Source organism: Micromonospora sp. NPDC049089 (assembly GCF_040648775.1).
Taxonomy (GTDB): Bacteria; Actinomycetota; Actinomycetes; order Mycobacteriales; family Micromonosporaceae; genus Micromonospora.
The window spans coordinates 1-19,605 of the sequence record NZ_JBEZEH010000135.1; the positions used below are offsets into that span (position 1 = coordinate 1).

General features: G+C 71.5%; 14 protein-coding genes and 1 riboswitch. Of the genes, 8 read left to right on the forward strand and 6 right to left on the reverse strand.

Features of this window, described 5'->3' with window-relative positions; genetic code table 11:
* Positions 1-99 precede the first annotated feature (99 nt).
* Positions 100-687 (reverse strand): hypothetical protein, encoded by a 588-nt coding sequence (locus AB0B48_RS21940; RefSeq protein ID WP_357204310.1) that lies wholly within the window; start codon positions 685-687, stop codon positions 100-102.
* Between the two features lie 65 nt (positions 688-752).
* On the reverse strand, positions 753-6,584 hold the full coding sequence (locus AB0B48_RS21945; RefSeq protein WP_357204312.1) for a ThuA domain-containing protein: 5,832 nt from the start codon (positions 6,582-6,584) through the stop codon (positions 753-755).
* Between the two features lie 312 nt (positions 6,585-6,896).
* Positions 6,897-7,006, forward strand: a riboswitch (TPP riboswitch).
* Between AB0B48_RS21945 and thiE the strand changes: the two genes are divergently transcribed.
* The 7 genes from thiE to thiC all read left to right on the forward strand — a co-directional run bounded on the left by thiE (position 7,001) and on the right by thiC (position 12,886).
* A complete protein-coding gene (gene thiE / locus AB0B48_RS21950; protein ID WP_357204314.1) occupies positions 7,001-7,627 on the forward strand; it encodes a thiamine phosphate synthase in 627 nt (208 codons plus the stop codon). Its footprint overlaps the riboswitch before it by 6 nt.
* Positions 7,624-8,790 (forward strand): glycine oxidase ThiO, encoded by a 1,167-nt coding sequence (thiO, locus tag AB0B48_RS21955; RefSeq protein WP_357204333.1) that lies wholly within the window; start codon positions 7,624-7,626, stop codon positions 8,788-8,790. Before thiE ends, thiO begins: the two co-directional genes overlap by 4 nt.
* Entirely contained in the window at positions 8,781-8,981 is a 201-nt protein-coding gene (thiS, locus tag AB0B48_RS21960; RefSeq protein WP_238667543.1) for a sulfur carrier protein ThiS, read from the forward strand. The genes thiO and thiS overlap by 10 nt, the downstream gene beginning before the upstream one ends.
* Positions 8,978-9,757: a thiazole synthase gene (locus AB0B48_RS21965; RefSeq protein ID WP_357204317.1), complete on the forward strand. Its 780-nt coding sequence runs from the start codon at positions 8,978-8,980 to the stop codon at positions 9,755-9,757. Before thiS ends, AB0B48_RS21965 begins: the two co-directional genes overlap by 4 nt.
* Positions 9,754-10,494: a thiamine phosphate synthase gene (locus tag AB0B48_RS21970; protein WP_357204319.1), complete on the forward strand. Its 741-nt coding sequence runs from the start codon at positions 9,754-9,756 to the stop codon at positions 10,492-10,494. The genes AB0B48_RS21965 and AB0B48_RS21970 overlap by 4 nt, the downstream gene beginning before the upstream one ends.
* Positions 10,491-11,276: a bifunctional hydroxymethylpyrimidine kinase/phosphomethylpyrimidine kinase gene (gene thiD, locus AB0B48_RS21975; RefSeq protein ID WP_357204321.1), complete on the forward strand. Its 786-nt coding sequence runs from the start codon at positions 10,491-10,493 to the stop codon at positions 11,274-11,276. The genes AB0B48_RS21970 and thiD overlap by 4 nt, the downstream gene beginning before the upstream one ends.
* Before the next feature lie 17 nt (positions 11,277-11,293).
* Positions 11,294-12,886 carry a phosphomethylpyrimidine synthase ThiC gene (gene thiC, locus AB0B48_RS21980; RefSeq protein ID WP_357204323.1) on the forward strand — a complete coding sequence of 531 codons (1,593 nt, stop codon included), beginning with the start codon at positions 11,294-11,296 and terminating at the stop codon, positions 12,884-12,886.
* 141 nt (positions 12,887-13,027) lie between these two features.
* Here the strand turns inward: thiC and AB0B48_RS21985 are convergent, their stop codons facing one another.
* The 4 genes from AB0B48_RS21985 to AB0B48_RS22000 form a co-directional block, all read right to left on the reverse strand.
* Entirely contained in the window at positions 13,028-16,039 is a 3,012-nt protein-coding gene (locus AB0B48_RS21985) for a hypothetical protein (RefSeq protein WP_357204325.1), read from the reverse strand.
* 76 nt (positions 16,040-16,115) lie between these two features.
* Positions 16,116-16,424 (reverse strand): cupin, encoded by a 309-nt coding sequence (locus AB0B48_RS21990; protein WP_328652122.1) that lies wholly within the window; start codon positions 16,422-16,424, stop codon positions 16,116-16,118.
* Positions 16,421-17,371, reverse strand: coding sequence for an LLM class F420-dependent oxidoreductase (locus AB0B48_RS21995; protein ID WP_357204327.1), 951 nt, complete (start codon positions 17,369-17,371; stop codon positions 16,421-16,423). Before AB0B48_RS21995 ends, AB0B48_RS21990 begins: the two co-directional genes overlap by 4 nt.
* Positions 17,372-17,373: 2 nt before the next feature.
* Complete coding sequence (locus AB0B48_RS22000; protein ID WP_357204329.1) at positions 17,374-18,159, reverse strand: ABC transporter ATP-binding protein; 786 nt, start codon at positions 18,157-18,159, stop codon at positions 17,374-17,376.
* 269 nt (positions 18,160-18,428) lie between these two features.
* On the opposite strand from AB0B48_RS22000, the gene AB0B48_RS22005 reads away from it, so the two are divergent.
* On the forward strand, positions 18,429-19,460 hold the full coding sequence (locus tag AB0B48_RS22005; RefSeq protein ID WP_357204331.1) for an ABC transporter substrate-binding protein: 1,032 nt from the start codon (positions 18,429-18,431) through the stop codon (positions 19,458-19,460).
* Positions 19,461-19,605 lie beyond the last annotated feature (145 nt).

A 19,605-nucleotide genomic window follows, 5' to 3' on the forward strand; every position in this document is an offset into this window, starting at 1 on the left:
GCACCCCCCGACTCCACGGAAGCCCCGACTTCACGGAAGCCGAGACGACACAGGGCCGGGCCGCTCGTTGCGGCCCGGCCCTGTCATGCACTGCTTTGGTCAGGTGGTGCGTCGGCGGCCGAACAGCATGGCCACCCCCATCGCGACGGCGACGAGCACGAGACCGGCCGCCGCGAGCGGCCACCAGGCGGCGCTGCCGGCGTCATCCGTCGGCGTGGTCACCGCGACCGGCGCGGGTGCCGGCGGCGACTGTGCCGCCTTCGCCTGCACCGTGGCGGTGGCCTTGCCCGCCAGGGGAGCGGGGGAGTTCACCGACACTTTCCACGTGCCGGTGGAGAGCACCGGGCCGCTGCTGTAGAAACCCTGCCCCTCGGGCTGCGGTTCCAGCTGCACCGGCCCGACCCGCTGCCCGTCCGGACCGGTGGCGGTGAGGACCAGCCGCACCACCTGTTCCAGCCGGCGGCCATCGGCGTAGGTGGCCTGGATGGTGACGCCCTGAGCCCCGTCGCCGGCCACGGTGAGTTTGAGCTTGTCGGCCTGCGCCGCCTGCGCCGCCTGAGCGGCCTGCGCCGCCTGCGCCGCCTGAGCGGCCTGCGCGGCCTGCGCCGCCGGGGCGGCGGCGGACAGGGTCAGGGCCAGCCCGACGAACACGGCGGCCAACGCCTTGCGGATACCGGTCACGGACATCTCCCTTCCTACCGATGAGGGAGGCCCCTCCCCGACGCCCAGCGCCGAGGAGGGGCCTCGTCGGATCAGAGCTGGCGACCGGGTGCCAGCCGGGTGGCGTCGCCACCAAGCCGTCCGGTGCCCTTGACCGAGTCACCGTCGTTCGCCTTGACCCCGGCCTTGCTGGCCGCGCCGCCGAGCCGAACGATCATGGCGTCGGCGTCCCGGATCAGGACGTCCCGGACCTCCGCCTCGCCCACCAGCGCGGTGTCGGAGGCGAGCGTCCGGAACGCGGTCAGCTGCCGGACAGCCGCCTTGTCGTCGCCGGCCGCCTCGGACGCACGGACAGCGTCGAGCTTGTTCGACAGCTGCTTGTGCGCCTTGGTCGAGAGCCGCCCCGTCGCCTTGAACCGGTCCAGCAGACTCTGCATGTCCCGGAACGAGGTGGTGACGAAGAACCGGACCGTCGAGGTGGTCTTGTTGCCCGCCTTGTCGGTCGCGGTCACGGTCAGCTCGTGCAGGCCGAGCGACAGGTCGTACATGGCCTGCAGGGTGCCACTGGTGTACGCCTGGCCGTCGAGCTGACCGACCACGCTCGCGATGCCCGAGCTCGGGTCAACGGCCTGCCAGGCCACCCGGACGTCCTGGCTGTCGCCGTAGAGCTGGCCGTCGGCCAGCCCGGACACCAGCAGCGTCGGCTTGGTGCCGTCGATGCGCAGCACCGCCGACTTCAGCGTCTCGACGTTGCCCGCCTTGTCCGCCGAGCGGAACAGCAGCTCGTGCTGCCCGTCGCCGGTCACCTCGATCGGCGTCGAGTACGGCGCCCACGCGCCACCGTCGAGCGACCACTCCACCGTCTTGACACCGGAACCGGCGTCGGTGGCGGCCAGCACGACCGGGATGGTCCCGTTGTGCCAACCGGCGTCGTTCGCCGGAGCGAACGTCGCCGAGGTCACCGGCGCGGTGGCGTCGATCTTGACCGAGACGGTCTTGGTCGCCTCCACGTTGCCGGCCTTGTCCGTCGAGCGGAACCGGAGCTCGTGCTCGCCGTCCCCGCTGACCGCCACCGGAGCGGTGTACGCCGTCCAGGTGGTGGACCCGTCCAGCTGGTACTCCGTGCTGCCGAGCCCGCTACCGCCGGCCTCGTCGGCACCGGTGAGCGTGATCGTCACCGGCCCGGTGTACCACCCGTCGGTCGGGGTGCCGGAAACCGCCGCAGTGGTCACCGGTGCCGTCTCGTCGGCCACCTCCGTGCTGAGCCGGAAGTAGTCGAACGAGGCGGTCTTCGACGCCGTCTGGTTGGCGCCGAGGGTGAACAGCCCGACCTTCGGGGTTGCCCCGACCGCGCTGTTGGTCAGCGCCTCCAACGCGGTCCAGGTCGTGCCGTCGGCCGAGTACGACGCGGTGAACGTGTCGCCCGTGCGGGCCAGCCGCAGGTGCCACACCGCCGAGGTCAGGTTGCCCGCCTCGGGCTGCGGGTTCTGGACCGCCCCGGCGATCTCGCTGCGGAACTCGATCCGCCGCGTCACCGCCTGGCCGGCCTGGTTGTCCGCGATGAAGTCGAGCTTCAGGTAGTTGTCGTCGTCCGCCTGCACGAGCAGACCGGCCTGCTGGTACTGCTCGTTCAGCAGACTGCCGTCGACCTTCGTCTCCAGGGTCCAGTCGCCTGACGGCGCGGTCTGGAGGATGAAGTTCTTCGGCCCGGTGTTGTCGGTGCCGTAGATGTCACCGTTGGGCACGTCGATGCGCAACGAGCCATCGGTGACCCGGTAACCGTTCGGGTCCTCCCGAAGGATCGCGTCCCACCGGCACTTGTCGAGCGTGCTGCCGGTGAACTCGTCCGACGGGTCGACCGGCCCGGCCGGGGCGTCCGGCGTCACCTGGAACGAGTCGAAGGCCGCGTCGACAACAGGTGCCTCAGTGCCACCGTTGAGCGCGAAGACCCCGATCCGCGGGTTGGTGATGCCGGCGAGCGCGGCCGAACGGCCCACCGGGGTGAACGTCTGACCGTCGCCCGAGGCGGACGCGGTCAGGTTCGTCCCGTCGCTGGTGATCCGCAGGTACACGGTGTCACCGGCAGGTGCGTTGGTGGCGTCGGCGGCCTCGTTGCGAGGAGTCGCCGCCGTCTCCCGGATGAACTCCACCCGACGGCTGCCGTTGTACAGCAGGTCCACCTTGGCGTAGTTGTCGTCGTCGCCGTACACCAGCAGACCTGCCTGCTGGTAGTTGGCCGTCACCGGCAGGGTGACCTTGGTGGTCATCTCCCACGCGCCGGTCGGGGCCGCCTGGAGCACCAGGTTCGTGGCGTCGTTGCGAGCGCCGTAGAGGTCACCAACGCCAGTGGGCAGCCGGAGCGCGCCGCCACTGAGCGAGTAGAGCTGGTTCTCCCGGATCACGCTGGTCCAGCGGGCCTTGTCGAGGCTGTTGCCGTTGAAGTCGTCCGAACGCGCCCCGAAGCAGGACGTGTCCGGAGCGTCGACCCGCACCGGCACCGTGGCGTACGACTTGGCGCCCTTGCTGTCGGTCACCGTGAGGGTGGCCGTGAAGGTGCCCGCGGTGGTGTAGGTGTGGCTGGCGTCCAGGGTGGTCGCCGTGCCTCCGTCACCGAAGTCCCAGGCGTACGTCAGCGGGGTGTCGCCCTCGGCGTCGGTGGCCGTGCCGTCGAAGGCGACGGTGACCGGTGCGGTGCCGGTGCCCGGGGTGGCGGTGGCGCTGACCACCGGCGGCCCGTTCTCGGTGACACCGCGGCCGACGAAGTCCATCCAGTTGACGTTGAACAGCGAACCACTTCCGCCGTTCGGATCGCGCGCCAGGAAGTACAGCGAGCCGCTCGCGGCACCGGTGACCGGCGCGCTCACGTCCGTGTACGTCTGCCACGCCCCGGTCGACGGTACGACGGCCGTGGCGACCACCGGTCCGTCGACAGCACCGGCGCGCACCTCGATCCGACCGCCAGCGGCGGCGGAGGCGGCGCGGAACCGGATCTCGGTGATGTTGGTCAGGTTCGCCGGGGCGACCGACCACCAGTCACCGTCCTCGATGAAGGCGATGCTCTGGCCGCCACCGGCGGTGTCGGCGCCGGCCTCGCGCTGCACGCCGGGGTCTCCACCACCGGTGCTCACCGGGGCGCGCCCGGTGGCGGTGAAGTACTCGGCCTGCTTCTGCTTCGGCTGGAGGACCTCGATCTGCCGGCCGGTCAGGGCACCGGAGCCACCGGCACCACCCTCGTCGGTGTAGGTGGCCTCGAAGACCGCGAAGACGTTCGCCTCGGCGCCGTGCCCGGAGGCGAGCGACGTCTGGACGGTGCCGGTGCAGCCGGTGTGCTGCTCCAGCGGGTGGGCGTGCTCGTCGTGACCGAGCAGCACCTGCAGCCCGACCCGGGCGCAGTCGATCTCCCCGTCCTCGGGGTCGGTCACCTTGATGGTGTACCGGACCTGGTCACCCCAGTTGAAGAACCCGCCGTCCGGCGGGAACTCGATGGTGACCGTCGGCGCGGTGTTGCCGACCGTCACCGGCACGTTCGCTACCGCGGTCCGACCCTTGGGGTTGGTGACGGTGAGCTGGGCGGTGTAGTTGCCCGCCGTGGCGTACGTGTGGGTCGGGTTGGCCTCGGTCGAGGTCTGCCCGTCGCCGAACGTCCAGGCGTAGGTGAGCGTGCCACCGTCCGGGTCCCGGGAGCCGGCGCTGGAGAACGTGACGGCCAACGGCGCCGGACCCGAGGTCGGGTTGGCGGACGCCGCCGCGATGGGCGCACGGTCACCGGCGGTGTAGTCGATCCGGTAGACGCCGGAGTTGTCGTTGTTGCCACCGAAGCCGCTGCCCCACTCGATCAGGTACAGCGCGCCGTCCGGGCCGAACTCGAAGTCCATCGGCCGGATCATGCTCATGCCGGTGAGCAGCTGGTTGATGTCCACCAACGACTTGCCGTCGGGGGTCACCTGCATGGTGTACATCTTGTTCTGGTTCCACTCACCGAGCAGAGCCTTGCCGTCGTAGTACGCCGGCCACTTGCGGTTCGAGTTCAGGTCGGCGTCGTAACGGTAGACCGGGCCACCCATCGGGGCGCCGCCGCCGCCGATCTCCGGGTAACGCGCGTCACCGGCGTACCCGTAGTCGACGGTCGCCGGGACCACCGGCGGGAGGTTGGTCAGGCCGGTGTTGTTCGGCGAGTTGTTGACCGGTGCGGCACAGTCGAACTTCGGGCCACTCGGACCGGACGGGAACGTGTAGTCGTTGTACGCCTCGTTCGTGCCCGTGCAGTACGGCCAGCCGTAGTTGCCCGGGGTGACGATGTTCCACTCGACCAGACCGCGGGGGCCACGGTTCGGGTTGTCGGTGTTGGCGTCCGGCCCGTAGTCGCCGACGTACAGCGTGTTGGTCTTCGGGTCGGTGCCGATCCGGAACGGGTTGCGGAAGCCCATCGCGTAGATCTCGGGACGGGTCTTCTCGGTGCCAGCCGCGAAGAGGTTGCCGGCCGGAACCGTGTAGGTGCCGTCGTCCTCCGGGTGGATCCGGATCACCTTGCCGCGCAGGTCGTTGGTGTTCGCGGAGGTGCGCTGCGCGTCGTAGTCCTGGCGGCCCGCCCGCTCGTCGAGCGGCGAGTACGAGTTCGACTCGAACGGGTTGGTGTTGTCACCGGTGGCCAGGTAGAGGTTGCCGTCGCCGTCGAACGTCATGCTGCCGCCGGCGTGGCAGCAGGTGTTGCGCTGGGTGTCGACCCGGAGCACCTGCTTCTCGCTGGCCAGGCTGATGGTGTCGCCGGTGACCGTGAAGCGGGACAGCAGGTTGCGGGTGACCCCGTCGTTCGGGGCGTAGTACAGGTACACCCAGTTGTTCGTGGCGAAGTCCGGGTCGAGCCGGATGCCGATGAGGCCGTCCTCGTTGCCGGTGAAGACGTCCAGGTCGACGGCGGTGACGGTGTTGCCGGTGTCCGGCTTCACGATCTGCACGCGACCGTCACGCTCGATGTAGAAGACCCGCCCGTCGGGGGCGATGTCCAGCTCCATCGGGTTGCTGGTGTTGCTGTCCAGCGTGACCTTCTCGAAGTTCGAGGTCTTCGAGGCGCCACAGTCGGCGTTCTCGACGCCGGCCGCGGTGCGGATGCCGCCGAGCAGGTGGGACAGGAACTCGGGCTCGGCGTACGACTCCCGGGTGTGGCCCAAACCGGTGTACCAGGAGCGGCCACCGTCGTAGTCCTGACACCAGGCGACCGGGTGGTCCGCACCCATCGCGCCGGCGCCGGGGGTGTAGCTCTTCTCGTCCAGGCTGGCCAGCACGTGCACGTCCGGCCGGGGGTTGCTCTGGTAGTTGTACCACTCGTCGAACCGGGACCACCGGTCCGGCAACCCGGCCGTGGACGGGTGGGCGTGGTCCTCCACCTTGACGGTGGCCGTCTGGTTCTGCGGGTGGTTGGCGAAGTACGCGCCGACCAGGTCGCCGTACCAGGCCCAGCTGTACTCGGTGTCCGACGCGGCGTGGATGCCGACGTAGCCGCCGCCGGCCTTCACGTAGCGCTCGAACGCCGCCTGCTGGTCGGCGTTGAGCACGTCACCGGTGGTGGAGAGCCAGATCACCGCCTTGTACTTCGCCAGGTTGGCGTCGTTGAATGCTGCGCCGTCCTCGGAGTTGTCCACTGTGAATCCGTTGGCGGCGCCGAGCTGCTGGATGGCGGCGATGCCGGTGGGGATCGAGTCGTGCCGGAAGCCGGCGGTCTTGGAGAAGATCAGGACGGAGAAGGGATCGGCCGCTGCCTTTGGCGCCTTCGGCGCCACCTGGCTGACCGGGGCTGCGGCTTTCGCATCCCGAGGGGGAACCTGGGCGGCCGCCTGCGCGGGTGCGCCGAACAGGGTGGTCGAGGCCATGGCCAGGGAGATCAGGGTTGCGGTGATTGGTACGCGGGCACGACGAGAACGGGACACGCCGCCTCCTGTGTCGTAGTGACAGAGCTCGCGGGAGTCGGCTCGCCGAAGGCCGTCCCTGATGGAGCCGGTGGTCACACCGTGCCAAGGTGCCCCCACCGACATTTTGTCGAATCGCTGAACAAATTAATTCGGCTGGCTCGATGTCGGGCAAGATGCGGACGGGTAACGGTTCTGCAACGGGGGGCGACATTCCGAACAGGACCGTATGAAGTGCCCCATTGGATCTAGCTCGTTTTGACGCGCCGGCCCGGCCGGCCACCGCCCACCCCGCGCCTTGGCAGGCCGGCGGATCTGTCGTACGGTGACACGCAAGTAACCCACGGGAGCCCGGTGTACCGGGCTGAGAGGGGGGCTGACAGCCCCCGACCGTCGAACCTGATCCGGATAATGCCGGCGCAGGGAGGAGCGTTGCCGTGCCGTCCCTGGGGCGATTGCATCTCATCACCGACACCCGACCCGGTCGCGACCCACTCGCCGTGGTCCGCGCCGCCCTCACCGTGGCCCGCGCCGACCTGGTGGTGCAGGTCCGGGTCGAGGATTCCGCCACCGACCGCGAGGCGTACGACCTGACCGGGCGGGTGTTGGCGCTCTGCGCGCCGTACCGGGCGACCTGCCTGGTCAACGACCGGTTGCACGTGGCGCTGGCGCTCGGCGCGGCAGGTGGGCACGTCGGCGCCGACGACCTGCCGGTCGCCGCCGCCCGCCGGGTGCTCGGCCCCACCGGTGTGCTGGGCGCCACCGCTCGCGCGCCGGGCCCGGCGGCCGAGGCCGTCGCGGCGGGCGCCAGTTACCTGGGCGTCGGTCCGTGTCACACCACCAGCACCAAGACCGGCCTGCCGGACCCCATCGGGCCCGCCGGAGTACGCGCCGTCGTCGACGCCGTCGACGTTCCGGTCATCGCGATCGGCGGAGTGACCGCGGCCCGGGTGCCGGCGCTGCGGGCCGCCGGGGCGTACGGGGTGGCGGTGGTCGGCGCCGTCTCCTCCGCCGCCGATCCGGCACGGGCAACCGCCGAGCTGATCGAGGCTCTGACGTGCTGACCGGCCGGTCCCCGTCACCGCTGTCGAGCGACCGGGTCCGGCCGGACGTGGCAGTGGTGGGGGCGGGGCCGATCGGGCTGGCCATCGCCTGGCGTTGCGCCGCTCGCGGGCTGCGGGTGGTGGTGCACGATCCGGCACCCGGCTCGGGGGCGTCGGCGGTGGCCGCCGGCATGCTCTCTCCGGTCGCCGAGGCGTACTTCGGTGAGCGGCAGCTGACCGGGTTGCTTTTGGCATCCGCTGCCCGCTGGCCAGCGTTCGCCGCCGAGTTGACCGAGGCGACCGGGATCGAGATCGGCTACCGGACCGAGGGCACCCTGATGGTCGGGCTCACCGGCGACGACCTCGCCGAGGCGCGCCGGCTGTGGGCGTACCAGCAGGGGTTGGGCCTGCCCGTGACGCCGCTGCGCCCCAGCGAGCTGCGCGACAGCGAACCGGCGCTCGCCCCACGGGTGCGCGGCGGCGCGCTCGCGCCCACCGACCATCAGGTCGACCCCCGGCTGCTGGTGCCGGCGCTGCGCACGGCCGCGCAGCGGGCCGGCGCGGTGCTCGTGCCGCAGCAGGTCCAGGCGCTGTCCGATGTGGACGCATCGGTCACCGTTGTCGCCGCCGGCTGCGGGGCCACAGCGCTCACCGGCCTGCCCGTGCGGCCGGTGAAAGGTCAGATCCTCCGGCTCCGCGCGCCCGACGGCGTCGCGCCGGGCTTCCGGCACGTGATCCGGGGGTACGCCGACGGCGAGCACGTCTACCTGGTGCCCCGCGCCGACGGTGAGGTGGTGCTCGGCGCGACGGTCGAGGAGCGCTCGGACACCACTGTCACCGCCGGTGCTGTGCAACGGCTGCTGCGCGCCGGGGTCGACCTGCTGCCCGAGCTGGCCGAGTACGACCTGGTCGAGGCGGTCGCCGGGCTGCGCCCGGGCACCCCGGACAACGCGCCGATCCTCGGGCCGCTGCCCGACCGACCGGACGTCCTGGTCGCCACCGGGCACCACCGGCACGGCATCGTGCTCACCCCGATCACCGCCGACCTGATCGCCGACCTGGTGCTCGGCGGCGTACCCGACCCGCTGCTCGCGCCCTTCCGGGCCGACCGCTTCTTCGGCGGTGCCACGGTGGCCGCGTCGGGCCTACCTGAACCGAGTGTGGAGGGGGACCTGTGGAGTTGACAGTGAACGGGGCCGGGCGCAGCGTCGCCGCGGGCGCGTCAGTGGCGGACCTGGTCCGCGACATCGTGGCGCACCCACGTGGGGTGGCGGTCGCGGTCAACGGCGAGGTGGTGCCCCGGACCGGCTGGCCGGCCCGGGCACTGCGCGACGGTGACCGGGTCGAGGTGCTCACCGCGGCGCAGGGCGGGTGAGCGGCGTGCCGTTCGAGCTGGGTGGGGAGACCTTCACCTCACGGCTGATCCTCGGCACCGGCGGTGCCGCGAACCTGTACGTCCTGGAGCAGGCGATCCGGGCGTCCGGCACCGAGCTGGTCACAGTGGCGCTGCGCCGGGTGGGCACGGCACCGGGCTCCACGGGTGGGCTGCTGGAGCTGCTGGACCGGTGCGGCGTACGCCTGCTGCCGAACACCGCCGGCTGCCACACCGCGACCGAGGCCGTGAAGGTGGCCCGGTTGGCCCGGGACGCGTTCGACACCGACTGGGTCAAGCTGGAGGTGATCGGCGACGAGCGGACGCTCCTGCCCGACGGGGTGGAACTGCTCCGCGCCGCCGAGGAGTTGGTCGCCGACGGTTTCACAGTGCTGCCGTACACCAGCGACGACCCGGTGCTCGCCCGCCGCCTCGCCGACGTGGGCTGTGCCGCGGTGATGCCGGCCGGTTCCCCGATCGGCTCGGGGCTCGGCATCGGCAACCCGCACCACATTCGACTCATCCGGCAGGGTGTGGACGTGCCGGTGATCCTCGACGCCGGCATCGGCACCGCGTCCGACGCGGCGCTGGCCATGGAGCTGGGCTGTGACGGGGTGCTGCTGGCGAGCGCTGTCACCCGGGCGGCCGACCCGGTGGTGATGGCCACCGCCATGCGGTACGCCGTCGAGGCGGGCCGGCTGGCGGCCCAGGCCGGCCGGATCGAGCGCCGCTTCCACGCGCTCGCCTCCACCCCCGACGAGGGAAGACCCGAGCTGTGACACCGCCGTCCGGGGTTGTCCTGTTGACCGACCGGCGCGTCGCGCGGGAAGGGCTCGACCGGGTCGTGGCGGGAGCCGTGGCCGGGGGAGTGCGCTGGGTGGTGCTGCGGGAGAAGGACCTGCCCCGCGCCGAACGCGCCGCCCTCGCCGCCGACCTGCGCGCGATCCTCGCCGACGTCGGCGGAACCCTCATCGTGGCCGGCCCCGACCCGCTCGGCGGCGACGCCGTGCACCTGCCCGCCGCCGGCCCGTACCCGCCGCCAACCCACAACCTGCTCGGCCGTTCTTGCCACAACCGAGCCGAGCTGGACCGCCTGACCACCGAGCACTACGCCACCATCTCCCCGGTCTGGCCGACGAAGACAAAGCCGGGCTATGGCCCACCCCTGGGTGTTGTAGGGCTGGGCAGCCTGGTCCGCGCCAGCCCGGTGCCCCTGCTTGCCCTCGGCGGAGTCGAAACCCCAGAACAGGTGACCGCCTGCGTCCATTCAGGAGCAACCGGAGTAGCAGTCCTGGGCGCACTCATGCGAGCAGGGAACCCCACCGAAACAGCCGCCACCCTGACCAGCGCTTTTCAAGAGGCGGTCACCCCTGAGCTGACCCAAACCCGGCGCGGGGTCACCCAGGTCCCTACGTCGGGGCTGCGGCCGACAGTGCCCACGCAGGGATCAAGCCTGACCGCCCGGAGTGGGCACTGTCGGCCGCAGCCCCAAACCGCAACCAAAGAGGGCAAATGACCCCGCCAACACTACTGACCATCGCCGGCTCGGACTCCGGCGGCGGCGCCGGCATCCAGGCCGACCTCAAGGTCTTCGCGGCGCTGGGCGCCTACGGCACCAGCGTCCTCACGGCGGTCACCGCGCAGAACACCCGGGGTGTCGACGCGGTGCTGCCGCTGCCCCCGCGCACCGTCACCGAGCAGTTGGACAGCGTGCTCACCGATTTCACCGTCTGCGCCGTGAAGACGGGGATGCTCGGCACCCCGGCGATCGCCGACGTGGTGGCCGAGGCCGCCCGGGACAACCGGCTGCCCCACCTCGTCGTCGACCCGGTGCTCGTCGCCACGAGCGGTCACCGGCTCGGCGTGGTGGGTGCGGTGGAGCGGCTGCTGCCGTACGCCACCGTGGCGACCCCGAACTGCGCGGAGGCCGCGGCGATCACCGGACGCCCCGTGGACGACGTGGCCGCGATGGTCGTGGCCGCCGAGGCCCTGGTGGCCGGCGGCCCGGAGTACGTGGTGGTCACCGGCGGTGACCTGGACGGGGGCGAGGCGGTCGACGTGCTGCACGGCCGCGGCGTCACCACCGTGTTGCGCGCACCCCGGGTGGCCACCCGGCACACCCACGGCACCGGGTGCTCGTTCTCGGCGGCGATCGCGGTGCGGCTCGGTCTCGGCGACCCGGTGCCGGACGCCGTGAGGGCCGCCAAGGAGTACGTGCTCCGTGCGCTGACCGGCGCGCGGGGCTGGGAGCTGGGCGCGGGGCGCGGACCGCTGAACCACTTCGGCTGGTCCGCCTGATCACCAGGGAGGCTGTCATGCACGCACGAGGCAAGGTGTACGTCGAGGGTTCACGGCCGGATGTCCGGGTGCCGTTCGCGGAGGTGGGGCTGACCGGTGACCTGCCGCCGGTGCGGCTCTACGACACGTCCGGCCCGGGGTCGGACCCGGAGGTGGGGCTGCCCGCACTGCGGGGCCCGTGGATCGCCGAGCGGGGTGACGTGGCGCCCGTACGGGGTGCGGGTACCCCGCTGGCCGGGGTGGGCAATCGCCGGCCCACCCAGTTGGCGTACGCGCGGGCCGGTGTGGTGACGCCGGAGATGGAGTTCGTGGCGATCCGGGAGAACGTCGAACCGGAACTCGTGCGGGCCGAGATCGCCGCCGGTCGGGCGGTGCTCCCGCTCAACGTCAACCACCCGGAGTGCGAACCGGCGATCATCGGTAAGGCGTTCCTGGTCAAGGTGAACGCCAACATCGGCACCTCGGCGGTCAGTTCGTCGGTCGCGGAGGAGGTGGAGAAACTGACCTGGGCCACCCGCTGGGGCGCGGACACCGTGATGGACCTGTCCACGGGTAAGCGGATCCACGAGACCCGGGAGGCGATCGTACGGAACTCGCCGGTGCCGATCGGGACGGTGCCGATCTACCAGGCGTTGGAGAAGGTCGGCGGCGACCCGGTGAAGTTGAGCTGGGAGGTGTTCCGGGAGACCGTGATCGAACAGGCCGAGCAGGGCGTGGACTACATGACTGTGCACGCCGGGGTGCTCCTGCCGTACGTGCCGCTGGCCGTGGACCGGGTGACCGGGATCGTGTCCCGAGGCGGTTCGATCATGGCAGCGTGGTGCCTGGCGCACCACGAGGAGAACTTCCTCTACACCAACTTCGAGGAGCTGTGCGCGCTGCTCGCGCGTTACGACGTGACGTTCTCCCTCGGCGACGGGCTGCGCCCCGGGTCGATCGCCGACGCCAACGACGAGGCGCAGTTCGCCGAGCTGCGGACCCTCGGTGAGCTGACGAAGATCGCCTGGGCGTACGACGTCCAGGTGATGATCGAGGGCCCCGGTCACGTACCGATGCACAAGATCAAGGAGAACGTGGACCTTCAGCAGGAGTGGTGCCACGAGGCGCCCTTCTACACGCTCGGCCCGCTGACCACCGACATCGCGCCCGCGTACGACCACATCACCTCGGCGATCGGCGCCGCGATGATCGGCATGTTCGGCACCGCGATGCTCTGCTACGTCACGCCGAAGGAGCACCTCGGCCTGCCGGACCGCGACGACGTGAAGGCGGGCGTGATCGCGTACAAGATCGCGGCACACGCGGCGGACCTGGCCAAGGGGCACCCGGGCGCGCAGGCCTGGGACGACGCCCTGTCGAAGGCGCGGTTCGAGTTCCGCTGGGAGGATCAGTTCAACCTCTCGCTGGATCCGGAGACCGCGCGCTCGTACCACGACGCGACCCTGCCGGCGGAGCCGGCGAAGACCGCACACTTCTGCTCGATGTGTGGCCCGAAGTTCTGCTCCATGAAGATCACCCAAGAGCTCAAGGAGTACGCGGCGCGCGGCATGAAGGACAAGTCGGAGGAGTTCGTCTCCGGCGGGAGCCGGGTCTACCTGCCGCTCGCCTGACCTCCCTGCGGGCGTAGGCCGTCCCTGTGTTGCGAGGCGACGCAGGGACGGCCCGCGTGGCCGGTGTCGGCCTGCGCGGCCCGGCGCGTGGGATGTCGCGGGGTCGGTCAGACGACCGGTCGGTGCGTCTGCGTGGTGGAGTCAGTCGCGGTGGTGTCGACCGGTGGAGCGCAACGACCGGCGGCTGTTCTCCTGCTCGGGCTCGTTGTCCGACACCGGCTTGCTCAGACCGGCGACCCAGTCGACGAATTCCTCGTCCTGGGACGCCAGCGGCTCCGCGTCATCCGACGTCTTCGGGCTCTCCTCGTCGGCGCGGGAGCGGTTGCGGCGGAACAGCCCACCGAGCCGCCCTCGCCGGGAGGGCTGCTCTGCCACCTTCGGTTGCGTCGGTTCTGCCGACGTGGTGTCGGTAGGCGTCAGATCGCCGGTGCCGGTGCCGGCACTGGTGGGCGCGCCCTCCGGCCGGCCCGGGTGTTCGGCCGGAGCGCTCTCGCCGGCTTCGGTTGGCGCTGTCCGTGCCGTCGAGCTGTCCTGCGATCCCGCGGACCCGCGGCGCCGAGAGGTGTCGAACGCGTTCCAGGTGCCGGCCCGGCTCAGGTCCGGCAACGGTGCCCGATGCCGGGGCCTCGGCCCGGTCGGCGCCTCAGGACTGCTCGACCCCTCCGATGCCGTTGCCCCCGGTTCGGGGGCCTGCGGTGGCACCGTCCACGTCGAGGTGACCGGCCAGGCCGACGGCGCGGGCGTCCACCGGTCCGTGTCCGGGTCGTTGGCGGCGGTGGCCGCGAACAATCCGGCGGCCGGAACGTCCTCGGCGGCGGACCGCGCGCTGTCGGTGCCACGAGCCCCGGCGATCGCGGAATCGCTGGTCGCGTCGGCCGCTGCTGCCTTGCTGTCCGTGCCGGCTTTCGGGACGCGCGGTGTGGCTTTCGCGCCAACCTGGCCGGCAGTGGTGGTCGGTGCTGGTGTCGCCCCGGTCCCGGTGGTCGGGGTCTGTGTGGCGTCGGTCGGCGTGCTGGGGGACTTCGGGTTGGCCGGCACCTGCGTCGCGCCGGTTTCGGCGGTCGTCGACGCGGCCGGTGCTCGCTTCGAGCCGGTGGCGGAGGTGGCAGGTGCTCGCTTCGCGCCGGTGGCGGTGGTCCGGGCTGCTGCCGTGCCGGAGGCAGCAGCCGAGGCGACCTCGGAGGTCGAACTCGACAGCTCACCCAGGCTTTCCTGGCTGGGCGCCGGAGTGTCGGTGGCGGTGCTGTCGGCGGACCTGCCCGGCCGGGTGCCCTTCGTGGCGCGGCCGGTGGTCGTCGCGTCGGTGGTCGTCTCGCTTGTGGTCGTCGCGTCGGCGGTCGTCTCGCTGGGTGTTGCCGAACCGGCAGAGGACGTGTCGTCGGCCACGTCGGAGGCGGTGGCGTCCGGGTTGGCTTTCGACTTGCGGCTGCGTCGCGGCTTGATCGTCGGCGGCGCCTCGGGCGTGCCGTGGTCGAGCGTGCCAGCGGTGCTCGGGGTTGGCCCCGTGCCCGTCGATGCCGTGGCGTCGGGACCGGAAGCCTCAGTGCCCGGCGATGCCGTGCTGGTCGCCTCGGTGCCGCTGCCCGCGCTGGTCGGGCTGGAACCAGGTGCGCCCGTGGCGCTCGACGTGTCGGCGGACTTGCGGGTGGTGCGCCCACCGGTCGGCCTGCCACTGGTCGCCGTGCTGCCGCTCGGGTCCGTCGCTGTGCTGCCGCTCGGGTCCGTCGCTGTGCTGCTGGTCGGCTCGTCGACAGCCCGGCCGCCCGCCGGGGTCGCGGCGTCGGCGCGTCCGGCCGTCGGGCCGGTCGCGGTGGCGTCGGTGACGATGCTGACGTCCGCGCCGGCCGAGGGCTCGGTAGTGGCCAGGACATCATCCTGACGCGGGGGCGTCTGCCCAGCGGCGGTGAACTCACCGGTCGGCGCGGTCAGCCAGGCCGCGGGCTGAGCCGGTGCGGCGGGAGTAGCAGTGGCGGCGGGAGTAGCAGTGGCGGCGGGAGTAGCAGTGGCGGGAGCCGGACCGTGCTGTCCGCTCGCTGTGGTCGCCGGCCAGTCCCAGTGGGCCGGGACGGTGCGTACGGCATCGGGATCGCCCGCCGCCCACGGACCCGCAACGACGCCGGCGGGCTTCGTGCGGGTGGCCAGCTCCGTGTCGGTGCCCCCGGCGCTGTCCGTGTCGTTCGGCGCGCTGTCTCCGCCGTTCGCCGCGCTGTCAGTGTCGTTCGACGCGCTGGTCAGCGCCGGGCCGGTGGACAGCGGGCGCAGGATGGCGGTGGGCTCGATCGCCTGCGGATCGGTGGTACGGGTGCCCATCGGCCAGCGCAGCAGCGCGGCGGCGGCCGCGCCGAGCGCTCCGGCGAGGATCGCGATCAACGAGCCGTAGTAGGGGGCGGTCTGGTAGCGGTCCACAGCGTCGCCCGGACCGGCGGTCAGGTAGGCGAACGCCACCAGCACCGGACCGGCCACCCCGGTGGCTCCGCTGACCAGTGGAGCCTGACCCCGCGAGCGAGCCAGCCCGGCGGTCGCCGCACCGGCCAGCAGCGCCACGATGGGCAGCAGGAGCATCGCCAGCCGCTGTGCGGCGGCGTCGGCGAGCCAACTCGGCTCCAGTACGCCGAGCCGAACGGTCGGCAGCGGGCCGGCCGTGCCGAGCGACGGTAGGACGGAGATCAGCGCCAGCAGCCAGACCGTGCCGGCCACGGCCGCCATGTTCCACCCCAGCTCGGGCCGGAACAGGACGGCGATCGCCGCGCCCGCCCCGATCACCGCACCGACCATGGCGCAGATGCCCACCGCCCAGACCGGGTCAACGGAGATCAGCTCCGCAGCGCGGGCGGGCTGCATGCAGAGCGGAGCGATGACTGTGGCACCGAGCGCTGCCGCGCCACCGACCGCCAACTGCCGGCCGGTGCTGGCCGCCGGAGCGTCACGGCGAGCGAGGCGTCCGGTCAGGACGGCGCCGGCGACGGCTGCGTTGGCGGCGAACCAGCCCACCCAGACCAGCTGGGCCGGCCACTGGTTGACAGTCGTACCGGTGAATGCGCCGGTCAGGCGGACGATGCCGAAACCGTACGCGACGCCGAGCTGGCCGGCTCCGGCCAGCACGCTCACCCCGAGCGCCGTGAGCAGCAGTCTGCCCCAGGTCCGAAAGGCCATGTCCGGCACGTTACGCACCCGGTACACCCGATAGCCAACGGCGCGCCGCGCGGCACGCCGGTGGCCATCGGCGGGTCTACTTGAGTTCGACCAGCCGAGCCAGGTAAGTCGTATCCCCGACATTGGTCAGCATGTGCACCGCGCCCGGGTCCCGGTAGACGACTCCACCGGTGGGCTCGTCAGCGTCGATCAGGGTGCCGTCGATGGTCTGTACGACGTTCTTGGCGCCCTCGATCGCCACCACCAGGTAGGGGTGGTCGTGCCGGTGCAGCGGTTGCCGCTCGCCCGGCTCGAGGCGGATGTGCCAGACCCGGACCCGGTCGTTCTCGTACACGATCTCCTGGCCCACCGGTCCGAGTTCGGTTCCGTCGATCACGTCGGTCATCGTGCTCCGTCCAGTTGGGGCAGCACCTCGGCGGCGATCAGCTCAAGGTGGTCGAGATCGTCAAAGTCGATCAGGCGCAGGTGGACCCGGGTGGTACCGATCGCGGCGAACTCGCCGAGCCGCTGCGCGAGCTGCGCGGGGGAGCCGACCACCGGGTCCTCCGGTGGCAGAGCGCTCTTCTCGTGCAGAGGGGCGGCCCGACGCTGGGCCTCCGCGTCGGTCCGGCCGATGGCGACGACGATCCCGGCGGACAGCACCAACGGGGCGCGCCCGGACTCCGTCCGTCCGGTGCGCTCACACGTCTCGCGCACCCGGTCGTACGCCTCGGCGGTGGCGGCCACGGACTTGAACGGCATGTTGAACTCGTCGGCGTACCGGGCAGCCAGTTCGGGTGTGCGCTTGGGGCCGCGCCCGCCCACGATGATCGGCGGGCCGGGCACCTGCACCGGCTTGGGCAGGGCGGGAGCGTCCACCAGCCGGTAGTGGTCGCCGGTGAAGCTGTAGGTCTCGCCGGGTGGCGTTTTCCACAGCCCGGTGATCACCTCAAGCTGCTCGGCGAGCCGGTCGAAACGCTCGCCGACCGCCGGGAACGGGATGCCGTACGAGGTGTGCTCGCGCTCGTACCAGCCGGCGCCGATGCCGAGGTCGACCCGGCCACCGCTCATCTGGTCGACCTGCGCGACCATCACCGCGAGGGGGCCGGGCAGGCGGAACGTGGCCGACGTCACCAGGGTGCCGAGTCGGATCCGCTCGGTTTCCCGGGCCAGCGCGGCGAGGGTCAGCCAGGCGTCGGTGGGGCCGGGCAAACCCGGGTCGGCGCCCATCGACTGGTAGTGGTCGGCGCGGAGGAAACCTTCGTAGCCGCAGGCCTCGACCAGCCGGGCGAACCGGAGCTGGGTGTCGTAGCTGGCGCCACGGTTCGGCTCGGTGAAGACCGACACCCGCATCGTCAGTGTCCTTCCGCGCCGGCGGTGGCCGGCTGTTCGCGTTCCATCAGCAGTTCGTGCAGGTCGGCGCTGACCTGGGCGACGTCGGCCAGGTGGGCGTTGCGGCCCAGGGTGCGGGGCCGGGGGATGTTCACGTCGACGACCTTGCGGATCCGGCCGGGGCGCGGGCTCAGCACGACCACCCGGTCGGCGAGCAGCACCGCCTCGTCGATCGAGTGGGTGACGAAGACGATGGTCGGCTTGTTCTCCATGTGCACCCGCTGGAGTTCGCCGGAGAGTTCCTCGCGGGTGAGCGCGTCCAGTGCGGAGAACGGCTCGTCCATCAGCATCACCCGGGGCTCACCGATCAACGACCGGCACAGCGACACCCGCTGCTGCATTCCGCCGGAGAGTTCGTGCGGCAGCCGCTTCTCGAAGCCGGCCAACCCGGCCACGTCGAGCAGTTGCCGGGCCCGCTCCCGGTGCTTGGCGCGGCTCCAGCCGAAGATCTCCACAGGCAGCAGGACGTTGTCCAGCACGGTGCGCCAGGGCAGCAGCGCCGGCTTCTGGAACAGCATGGCGATGTCCTGGCGGGGGCGGGCGATCGGCGTACCGGCGACGGTGATCTCACCGGCGCTCAGCGGGAGCAGCCCGGCGATCAGCCGCAGCAGTGTGGACTTGCCGCAGCCGGAGCGGCCGAGTACGGCGACGAACTCGCCCTCGGCGACGTCGAGGTTGATACCGCGCAGCGCCTCCACCCGGCCGGATCGGCCCTCGAAGGTACGGGACACCCCGGTCAGTCGGATCATCTCCGGCGTACCTCCGCTGAGTGGTCGGTCAGGAATCCGACAAAGGCTAGCCGCCCTGTCGAGGTATCGCACCGACTGGGGTGGTCGTCAGGTTGTTTCCGTTCCGCAACCCGATACGCCTGGCGTCGCAACTGTGGGTTTCTCGTACGCTGTGCCCGCGAAGAGTCCCCCCACGACGGCGGCGTCCGGCTTCCACCCCTCCCGCCGGCCCGTCACGACAACCCCCTCCGGTGGCCTGCGGCCCCGGTCGGAAAGGACATGGTGCACTGATGAGAAGGCTGACCCGTACGGTCGCTACGGCCGCGCTGGCCACCGCCCTCGCCCTTGTCTCTGCCTGCAGCAGCGGGTCGGATTCGGCCGACGATGCCAAGGGCGGCGACGGGACGACGCTGACGAAGGTGACCTACCTCACCTCGTTCGGTAACTTCGGCCGTGACTCCTACGCCTGGGTGGCGAAGGACAAGGGCTTCTTCAAGGACGCCGGTTTCGACGTCGAGATCAAGGCCGGTCAGGGCACCGGTGGTGTGATCCAGACCGTCGTCGGCGGCCAGGCCGACTTCGGCCCGATCGACCTCACCGGTGGCCTGCTCCAGCTCGGCAACGGCCAGGCGAAGGACTTCACCGCGGTGGCCGCGATCCAGCAGCGCACCATGGCGGGCATCGCCACCGTCGAGGGCAAGAACATCAGCTCGCCGAAGGACCTGGAGGGCAAGAAGCTCGCCGACACCCCCGGCTCCGTCGTCCGCAACCTGTTCCCGACGTACGCCCGGCTCGCCGGTGTGGACGCGACCAAGGTGACCTGGGTCAACGGTGAGGCGCAGAACCTGATCGGCACGCTGGCCGCGGGCTCGGTCGACGGCATCGGTCAGTTCGTCGTCGGTCAGCCGACCATCGAGGCGGTGGCCAAGAAGAAGGCCGTCATGCTGCCGTACAGCAACGTGATGCAGGACCTCTACGGCAACGTGCTGATCACCTCCTCGAAGATCGCCAAGGAGAAGCCCGAGATGGTGAAGAAGTTCACCGCGGCGCTGCTCAAGGGCCTGGAGTACAGCCTGGCGAACTCCAAGGAGGCCGCCGACATCCTGAAGAAGAACGTCGACGCCACCAACCCGGTCTCCGCCGCCGCCGAGCTGGAGCTGATGGCCGCGTACGTCCGTTCCGGCAACACCGGCACCGCGATCGGCACCCTGGACAGCGGTCGGGTCGCCAAGAGCATCGCCATCCTGCAGGGCGCTGGCGCGCTGAAGCAGAACATCACCCCCGAGCAGATCATCGACTTCAGCCTCGCGCCGAAGGCCTGATCGTCCGGTCGTCATCAGGGGGTACGTCCCACCGATCCCGGTGGGGCGTACCCCCGTCGCTCGGCGGCCCCCCGCGGGCCGGGGGGTTTCGTGGAGGACAGAGTTGACCGCCGTCCGGTCAGCGGACCCGGCGGGGGCGGAACCC

Coding starts and splice junctions, on each gene's coding strand:
- AB0B48_RS21940 (WP_357204310.1), bottom strand. CDS start 687: ATGTCCGTGACCGGTATCCGCAAGGCGTTGGCCGCCGTGTTCGTCGGG.
- thiD (WP_357204321.1), top strand. CDS start 10,491: ATGACCCCGCCAACACTACTGACCATCGCCGGCTCGGACTCCGGCGGC.
- thiC (WP_357204323.1), top strand. CDS start 11,294: ATGCACGCACGAGGCAAGGTGTACGTCGAGGGTTCACGGCCGGATGTC.
- AB0B48_RS21985 (WP_357204325.1), bottom strand. CDS start 16,039: ATGGCCTTTCGGACCTGGGGCAGACTGCTGCTCACGGCGCTCGGGGTG.
- AB0B48_RS21990 (WP_328652122.1), bottom strand. CDS start 16,424: ATGACCGACGTGATCGACGGAACCGAACTCGGACCGGTGGGCCAGGAG.
- AB0B48_RS21995 (WP_357204327.1), bottom strand. CDS start 17,371: ATGCGGGTGTCGGTCTTCACCGAGCCGAACCGTGGCGCCAGCTACGAC.
- AB0B48_RS22000 (WP_357204329.1), bottom strand. CDS start 18,159: ATGATCCGACTGACCGGGGTGTCCCGTACCTTCGAGGGCCGATCCGGC.
- AB0B48_RS22005 (WP_357204331.1), top strand. CDS start 18,429: ATGAGAAGGCTGACCCGTACGGTCGCTACGGCCGCGCTGGCCACCGCC.